Origin of the sequence: Methanobrevibacter sp., assembly GCF_045116495.1 — an archaeon.
Classification (GTDB): domain Archaea; phylum Methanobacteriota; class Methanobacteria; order Methanobacteriales; family Methanobacteriaceae; genus Methanocatella.
The window spans coordinates 1-9,410 of the sequence record NZ_JBGULU010000138.1 but is presented as its reverse complement, the minus strand read 5'-3'; the positions used below and the strand labels follow the sequence as shown (position 1 = coordinate 9,410).

The following is a 9,410-nucleotide window of genomic DNA, read 5'->3' as shown; positions in this document are numbered from 1 at the left end:
AATTTCATATAATTTTTAGCAAAACTAAAAATAAAAATTTAGTAATTAATGAAATAATTCTAGAGAACTAGACAATAATAAATTGGTCAGTATAGTATATAAATGTTTGTAAAAATAAGCCAAAATAAGAGATAATGCAAATAAAAATTAAAAATCAAAATTTTAAAAAAGTGTAAAAGAGATAGTAATAAATACTATCTACATTAAAAAAGCAAATCTATTTGATTGCTAATTTGATGTCTTCTGCTTTTACAGTTTTTCTACCAGCGTGACGAGCAAATCCTACAGCTTTTGCTGCAATTTCATTACCGCAGTCTTCGATAGCTTCGGTTAATGCAATTTTTGCGTCATCACTTACTCTTTGTGCACCAGCATTTTTTAATATTCTTCCTACAGGAGCAATTGGTAATTCACTCATTATTTCACCTCATTATTTTGTTAATAAATAATCTAAATTTGCTTATATATAAATATATTGGTTTAATAGGGTTAATTTTTAAAAATTTCAACACTAAAAAGCAAAATATAATAACCTAAAAAGTGCATGTATTATCTTTGAAAATGTTTTTCATACAATACTTAAAACAAAAAAAGTGTAAATTATATCGAAAAGAATTAGAAATAAAAAGCAAAATTGAAAATAAAATTTAAAAATAAGATTATGATGAAATCTTATTTATTCATTAAAATTTTTCTTAAAGTGTCTATATCTGCATCCACTTGTGTTGGTTGGGTACAAGCGTCAATAGCAGTGTTAGGATCTTTAAGCAGATGTCCGGTAACTACACAGGTTATTGTTTCACCTTTATCAATTACACCTTGTTCTACAAGTTTTTTAAGACCTGCAATAGATGCGGCAGAAGCCGGTTCAACACCTACACCTTCAGTTCTTGCAAGTAACTTTTGAGCATCGAGAATTTCCTCATCGGTTACGGTTTCGGAATATCCGTTAGAATCATAAATTGCATTCAATGCTTTAATATCACTTACAGGAGCACCAATACGAATTGCAGTAGCAATGGTTTCAGGGTTTTCAACAGGGACAACTCTTTTATCTCCTTTTTTAAATGCATTAGTAACCGGGCATGCCCCTTCAGCTTGAATACCTGTCATCATTGGTAAATCTTTAATAAATCCGGCATCATAAAACTCTTTAACCCCTTTCCAAATAGCTGAAATGTTTCCTGCATTACCTACAGGTAAAATTATCCTGTCAGGAGATTGCCAGCCCAAATCACGGACAATTTCATAACCGATTGTCTTTTGCCCTTCAAGCCTGTATGGGTTAATTGAGTTTAATAAGTAAAGATGTTTTTCCAATGCAAGAGCAGTCATTGCCTCTAAAGCTTCATCAAAGTTTCCATTGATGGACATTACTTCAGCACCATGGAACATTGCCTGAGCTAATTTGCCCAAAGCAACTTTGCCTGAAGGTAAAAATACAATGCATCTTAATCCTGCACGAGCCGCATAAGCAGATAATGATGCAGAAGTATTACCAGTGGAAGCGCAACCTACAGTATTCACTCCCAATTCCATAGCTTTAGTCATACCGACAGTCATACCTCTGTCCTTAAAACTGCCGGTCGGATTGGAACCTTCCACTTTAACATATAAGTTTACTCCAAGTTCTTCACCTAATTTATCGCATTTGCAGAATGGAGTTCCACCTTCATCAAGAGAAACAATCTTTTTCTCATCTACAGGAATGCATTCCTTAAATTTCCATAAATTATCTCTTCTACCATCAAATATATCTTTAGAAACATCAATTTCATTGACGAGTTCAAGTACAGATCCACATTTTTCACAGGTGTAGATTACTTCATCGTCATCGTATTCTTGTCCACATGAAACACATCTTATCATAAAATCACACTAATATTTTTTTAATTATTTGTATAAAAGTTTAACTTAAAACCGAAAGGATAAATTTGGCAATTGGTATTGTGAAATATACTTCAAAAACACCGGCAATCGCCATTAAAACTGAAGCTATTATCAATAGAATAATTGCCTGCTTTAGTTTTTTTGAGCTTGCATTAAATGAATCAATCAAGATTTCCTTAAATGAGCCCTTATCATTTCCCCAGGTAGCTTTTAGGAATTTATATATGAAATTAAATAAAACCAATCCGCTTGCACATGCTAAAATACATGATGAAAATTCAAAAATTCCGTGGGGAACAATCAAAAGAATCGTATATAATGCATTATCTGAAATCGCCACATAATATCCTACAAAAAATCCGTTGAAAGCCAATACAATAACAGAAAAGCAAAATGCAATTCCATAAATAAACATCTGAAAAACAATTCGAATATTATTGAAGAATATATCGGCAAAGGTTAATCTGATAACGCCTGTTTGTACCTTTTGAGTTAAATCATCAACAACAGGATTCAAATAGCTGACCAGATACGGTTCTAAAATATAGCCCAAAATTAAAGAAATAAAAAGTATAGCTATTGAAAGATAAATAGCTAACTTATTTTCACTGAATGCTAATTTGATTTCATTGAAAATCATTATATCAAGGTTTTAGCAATTTCGCGAGCTTCAACTTGTTTTTCGTGCAAATCATCGAAGAACTCTTCCATCAGTTCTGCAGTTTTTACTTTACAGTCCCCGCAGCGGAGAGTTCCATTTAAGCAGTCAGTTCTAATCTGTTTTAGTTCTTCATCATCTTCTATTAAATGGTAAAGCAGCATTTCATAAATTACACACTTATCGACTTCACCACCTAATTCCTGTTGCTCTTTTAAGCTTTCTCTTCCACCGGTTTTTGCAGATTTAACTTTTTTAACTGCTTCTGCAGTATCATCGTTAAGATAAATCGCAGTAGATGGTTTGGAACTGCTCATCTTATCTCCTGTCAGACCTGTCAGGAACCTGTGATATGTAGAGGCAGGTGTTAAAAATCCTAAATCTTCATGAAGCTTTTGAGCGATATCTCTTGTTAATCTGATATGAGGGTCCTGATCAATTCCTACAGGGACAACGACCTTTTTCGGACCTCCGAATTCTTCAATCTGTGGAAGTAAAATATCAGCAACCTGAACCAATGGTGCCTGAATATGTGCAATATTGGTTGAAGGTGTAAAACCATAAATAGCTTTCAACTGATTAAAATTAGTTTTACTGGATGCCATAAACGCCAAATCCTGAAGAGCCTTATTTTGTGATTGAAGATAAACATTTACATTGTCTTTTTCCAAATCCAATCCCAATGCAATCCAATTGGTTAAATATTCATCGACTGCAATCTGACGACCCTTTTCAAAGCTCATGTCACGTGCGGCATAAGATTCCAAATCCGCAATCGGCAGGGACAACATTGCGCCTTTTTCCTGATACCATTTCAACTGGTCAACAACCATTTTATGACCAATATGCATTTGACCACTTGGCATCATACCTGTAACAACTGCAAAGTCTTTATTCTGGTTTATCAAATTATTTATTTCATTAAATTCCCTGTGACCAAAAATTACCCCTCTTTTCATGAGCAACTGAGGATTTTTTATTTCATCAATGATATCTGAAACTTTACCGATACCAAACTGATTAACCAACTTATCATAATCTAGGCTAAATGATGCCCATGGATCAATTAAATTTTCCACATTATCACCTACACATATATTAAATTAAATACTGAATCAATAATTATAATGTTTAATAAAAAATTATGTTAAAATATAATAGATTTCTTTAATTTAAATTAGGGTCTTGTCCATTCAATATTATAGTATGTAATATCAAAATCATCATCTACAATGGCTAAAAGAAGTTTCTTATTTACACCATGAGAAACCCTAATATAACTTGCAAAGTCCAGTGCATCAATATTATAATTTTCAAAGATGACTTTAACCAGATAATCTGAGTGGCCATGACCTGGAGACCTTCCACGATCATACAATCTAAATTCCGAACCAAATTTAAATCCTGTTTTAATAACATAACCACGGTCTTTCAAATCACGGTAAACAATATATTTAGCGTAATTGTCCTGTTCCTTTAAAAGATCAATTATATAACCAATGGTGCATTCTATATCATCCTCATAGATGTTCAAACGTCCTTTCTCCAATAAATAGCATGCTTCAATTAAAGAAAGATTGAGACTATCAGCTTCGATTTTACCAAAGTTACTTTTTTCATGTAAAGCAATTGGCCTTTTACTACCTTCTTCAATTTTAACAGATACAATTTCATTAGATAAATTTCCACGCATTAAAACACCAAAAAAGAAATAAATTATATTTAATGCTAATAATTTTGAAATAAATATTATATAAAATTTATGTAAAAGAAAAAAAAGTTAGATTCTAATAAAAATATTATTAGCCATTTCTAATGAAATATCCAACTCATTATCATCAATAGTGACCAAATAATTAGGACCCATACGATTTTCATTGAATTCATAGATTAAATGATGGCCAACTTTAATACCTTTATCAGCAATTTCATCCAAAAGTTCACTGCTTCCGCGAATGAATGAAATAGTTCCTTCAGCATTTGAAGTCAACTCGGAAATTGATAAGAGATTAAATTTCCTGTTCATCACCTGATCAAAATCTTTTTGAGAATAACAATCATGGCAACTGTCAAAATCAAAGTTACATGCAGGAATCACATTATTGTCAGGACATAAATCAGGATTATTCAGCATTGTACATATAGCCCTTTCCGCTTCATCGGATAAGGTATGTTCCATTTCACAGGCTTGCTGATGAATATTTTCTTCCTTGACTTTTAAAACATCCATTAAGAATTTTTCCAAAATCCTATGTTTTCTAGTAATTTTTTGAGCAATTTGCATTCCTTCATCGGTTAATTTTGCACCTTTATATGGAGTGTACTCAATATAACCTAAATTTTCTAATTTTTTAAGCATTTGTGTTACACTGCCTGGAGCTATGCCCAACTCATTTGATAAAGTTGTTGTTGAAACTTGATCTCCATTACTACCATTACGATAAAGAACTTCCAAATATTCCTCAATATTATCACTAATTTTTTCAGCCATGATGTTCACCTTGATTTAATATGTATTAATTATATTGTTAAAGGTATAAAAAAGTTTTGGTATGCCTAAATTTTTAGTAGAAAATAAATAAAAAAAGATAAGTTAATTAATAATTAAATTAATCAACTATTTAAATATTTTTAACAGCTTAGAATGAAATACCAGAATAAATTCCGTGAAGAGAGTAAGAATTGGTATTCCAATTAACTACATTTCCAAATGAATTTCTAGCACTGGTTGCATCAGCTACAACCCATTTTCCATCAACTAATATTTGAGCCCAAACATGTCCGTATGTACTTCCACTAGAAGTGAAATAACAAGTTCCGTGAACATATCTAGCTGCAAGACCTGCTGTTCTAGCCATTGCAATAACTAAATGAGCTTGATCCACACAGTTACCTGTTTTAGCAGATAATGTTCCAGCAGCACCATATCTAGTATCATAATAGAAACTATAGGAAACTTTGTCCCTTACATAATTATAAATTGCAAGAGCTTTTTGATAATCAGAAGTTAAACCACTAGTTATTGAATTAACAACAGATTTGATAGCTGAATTACCTACTTGACAGTTAGTTGAGGATTTTAAGTAAGCAGTTAAATCTTTAACAGTATTTTTCTCATTTAAACCAGACCCAGTGCCTGTAATAACAGCGCTAGTTCCTTCATAATCAATTGTCACATAAGATGGCAATGCATTATTAGATGCATAATAATCCAATATACGTGAAAATGAATCTACAAGTTCTGAATAAGCAATTTTTCCTAAAGCAGATGAAGCATAATTAGGAGCCAAATCATATTGCTTAATGAATTTTGCAACATTTCCGGCTACAGTAACATAATTATCTTTAGTTAACTGCTGAGAGCTTATGGTATCCCCAAATGGAGATTCCGGACTACTTGCTCCTTTAATATATGTAATATCTTTGGTGCTTGAATTTCCAAGTTGAGATATAGCTTGACTCATTAAATACAAGAACTCAGGTAAGGTGAAAGTGATACCGCCTGCAGTAACTGTATTTGGAAGTTCATCATTATTTGAAATGTACTTTTTCAAATTAGTAGAACCGGTTAATATATTCTTAACTGAAATGGTCTTAGAAGTTGAAGAACTAGAACTTGAACTGGAACTTGAACTAGAGTTAGAACTAGAACTAGAACTTGAACTTGAACTTGATGAACTGCTTGAAGATGAAATATCTTTAATTGTTACATAATTCGGCAATGCAGAGTTAGACTTATAAAATGCTAAAATTCTTGCAAATGCATCAACAAGATTATCATATTTGATATTACCTAATGTTGAAGTAGCATAAGCCGGAGCCTGATTATTTGATGAAATGAAATTCGCAACTCTTGATGCGACATCTAAATAGTCCGCTTTTACTAATTGACCTGAAGCATCCCCACTAGAACCTGAAGGTGCACTGGCTGACACTGATGAAATCTGACTTGTTTTACCAGAATTAATCAATACTGTAGCCTGTGCCATCATATATAAGAATTGAGGAGTTGTATAACTTACTCCACCGACACTAACACTTGCAGGAATAGCTTTTTTAGATTCAATAGTGCTTTTTAAAGTATTTGCTGCAGCTAAAACATTTGCAATAGTAACAGATCCAGTTGAAGAACTTGATGTAGGAGTAGTTGTAGAACTACTTGAAGATCCGCTTATTGATTTGAAATCAACAAAGTTGGAAAGACCCCATCTGAATAGTACCGCACCAGTTGCGCCTGCACTAACAGATGCTTTAACATCTTTTGTAATTTCAGTTAAAGATAATTTTGTTACATCACTATCTGATACATATGATTGCAATCCGGACCAGATTTTTGCACCTTTTGAATTTTCTACAAACCATTTGGTGGTTGAACTAATCCAACTGGTGGATGCTTCGTAATTTCCTTTATAAATCATAGGAACAATTACATCCATGCATGAACTAAGTGCATCGAAGTCCTGACCATAATAATAAACATTGCTTGATGTTTCAGGCATAATAGCACATGAAACAATTAACTTGGAATTAAGCTTATGAAGTTCATCACAAGCCAATTTTGCAAACTGACTTACTGCATTAGCACCACCAGTAGTTTTGTAAGCGGTACCAGGATATCTTAAATAGTCAAAATGAATACCTGCAACTCCTTTCATAGAAGCATATTTTTTTGCTTCAGCTATTTTTTGGTTGAAAAATGAAGTATATGCAGATCCGCTTTTAACCGGATTAATCCAACTTCCATCATAAAATGCCTGCATCCATATATGAACTCTCATTCCTAAAGCGTTTGCGCTTGCAATCCATGATTCAACAGCAGATTGACCATGTTTTTCAACAGCATAATAATTTAAGAATAAATCAGTAGTGCCTTTAGAAGCAAGAGAATTCAAGTTAACATTATTCATGTCTCCACCGAAAACCCAGTAACCATAACCACTTTTTACATTAGGAGTAACTGATGATGATTTAACTACAGTAATCTTGGTGCTGCCTGAACTTGGTGCGTTGTCATTGTCGCCAGCAGCAAGATATTTATATGAAACAGTGTAAGTTCCATTATCGGCAATATTTACATTGAATGTAGCATAACCGTTTGAATCAGTTTTAGCAGTGTAAGTTTTTGAGTTTACAGTTAAAGAAACTGATTTGCCAGATAAAGCTTTTTTAGCTGAGTCCAATAATAAAATTTTAAAAGTTTGAGTACCTTGATTGAAAGAAGTACTACTATTCCATTTTAAGGAAGTAGAAGTTCTTGCTTTAACAGTGATTTCTGAAGATCCTGATTTAGCATCATAAATAGAATCTCCTTCAAATGCATAATTTAAAGTGTATTTACCAGCAGCCAAAGAGATAGGCAAAGATGCTACCCCGTTACTGTCAGTAGTTTTAATATAATTCTGATTGTTTAATGTAAATGTAATATTCTTATTAGCTAAAGGAACAGTTCCTGATGTTAAAGCAACACTGAATGAATTGCCTGAACCGATTCCAAAAGTAGTACCACTTTTAACAGTAATAGTAGGTGTTTTATCTGCAATAATATTGACTTTACTGGAATTGCTTGAAGCTTTATAGAAAGCATTTCCGCTGAATGAATATTTAACTGTATAAGTGCCTAACTTTAAATTAGGCAATTTCAATGAAGCAACACCTTTGCTGTTAGTTTGAGCGGTGTAAGATTTACCATTTACAGTGAATTTGATATTTTTGCCAGCTCCAGGTGCATAGCCTAAACCATTCAATAAAGTAACTTTAATAGTGTTACTGCTACCTTTAACAAAAGTATAATCGGTAGCTGTTAATTTGGAAGTAGTGGATCTGACTACTTTAACTTTATTGGTTTTTGTCAAACCGTCAGTATTGTAAGAAGTTATCTTATATGTGCCTACATTAAGGTTAGTCATTGATAGACTAGCTACACCTTTACTATTAGTTTTTTTAGTATAAGTTTTTCCATTAATCTTAAATTTAATATTTTTGTTAGCTAAAGCTTTACCATTGCTATTCAAAAATGTAGCAGTGAATTTTTTTCCGTCAGTATACACCTTAGTAACATCACTGGCCTTAATTGTTCTTAAAATCTTAAATGTATTAGTTGCTTGATATTTAGTAACCGGATTAGTAGCTACAACAGTATAAGTACCAGGTTTAAGATTAACTGCAACAGAAGCAACACCATTAGCATTAGTTTTTACAGATTTTGTAACACCATTTACAACTATCTTAACATTTGTGTTACCTAAAACCTTACCTTGAGCATCTGTAAAAGTTGCGGTATATTTTGTGCTTCCTTTATAATATTTAGTTAAATTACTTGATTTGATGGTATCTGCAAGGTTTACAGTAGAAGAAACATCACCAGCTGCCCCATAACCTTTTTCAGAAGACACAGATAGGCTGGTAACCCCATTATCGCCATCATTTGAATACGTTAGTGTTGATAAAGTATTTGAATTTTCAGATCCTAAAACCTCTTCACTTGATAGAGAAACTTTAGATGAATCATTATCAACAGTTGAAACACTAGATACAGAAATTTCTGATGAGTCAGCAGTTTTCTCCAATGGGACTGAAACATCTGATGTGTCATCTACTAAGCTAGTAGCATATGAATCTGTAACATTTACTTCACTTGCACATACAACACCCGCAGAAAAAATCACTACAAGTGCCAAAAAAGCAGTGAGTAATAATTGTTTGTTCAAAATAATTTACCTCCATAACAATTTTTAAAGTTTCAGTGAGTTTACATTCTCACATCAACAATATTTATTGCAAATATGTTATATAAACCTTTTTGTTTAGAAAAAAGCATTATACTCTTTTAATTTTTAAAAATAAACTTAAAACTTCATGAATA

7 protein-coding genes are annotated in these 9,410 nt (G+C 32.4%); all 7 read right to left on the bottom strand.

What is annotated here, in order from left to right; genetic code table 11:
- Positions 1-217 precede the first annotated feature (217 nt).
- Positions 218-418 (bottom strand): histone family protein, encoded by a 201-nt coding sequence (locus ACJMLH_RS07630; protein ID WP_292741980.1) that lies wholly within the window; start codon positions 416-418, stop codon positions 218-220.
- A gap of 254 nt (positions 419-672) precedes the next feature.
- The gene (gene thrC, locus ACJMLH_RS07625; protein WP_405276357.1) at positions 673-1,869 is read right to left on the bottom strand and encodes a threonine synthase; all 1,197 of its coding nucleotides are present in this window, start codon (positions 1,867-1,869) and stop codon (positions 673-675) included.
- Positions 1,870-1,909: 40 nt separating this feature from the next.
- Positions 1,910-2,530, bottom strand: a complete 621-nt coding sequence (locus ACJMLH_RS07620; protein WP_405276355.1) for a stage II sporulation protein M — start codon at positions 2,528-2,530, stop codon at positions 1,910-1,912.
- Positions 2,530-3,627, bottom strand: a complete 1,098-nt coding sequence (locus ACJMLH_RS07615) for a tryptophan--tRNA ligase (RefSeq protein ID WP_405276353.1) — start codon at positions 3,625-3,627, stop codon at positions 2,530-2,532. Before ACJMLH_RS07615 ends, ACJMLH_RS07620 begins: the two co-directional genes overlap by 1 nt.
- Before the next feature lie 98 nt (positions 3,628-3,725).
- Positions 3,726-4,241, bottom strand: coding sequence for a tRNA-intron lyase (gene endA / locus ACJMLH_RS07610; RefSeq protein WP_405276351.1), 516 nt, complete (start codon positions 4,239-4,241; stop codon positions 3,726-3,728).
- 87 nt (positions 4,242-4,328) lie between these two features.
- Positions 4,329-5,039: a metal-dependent transcriptional regulator gene (locus tag ACJMLH_RS07605; protein ID WP_405276349.1), complete on the bottom strand. Its 711-nt coding sequence runs from the start codon at positions 5,037-5,039 to the stop codon at positions 4,329-4,331.
- A 148-nt stretch (positions 5,040-5,187) separates the two neighbouring features.
- On the bottom strand, positions 5,188-9,255 hold the full coding sequence (locus ACJMLH_RS07600; RefSeq protein WP_405276347.1) for a pseudomurein-binding repeat-containing protein: 4,068 nt from the start codon (positions 9,253-9,255) through the stop codon (positions 5,188-5,190).
- Between the last annotated feature and the right edge of the window lie 155 nt (positions 9,256-9,410).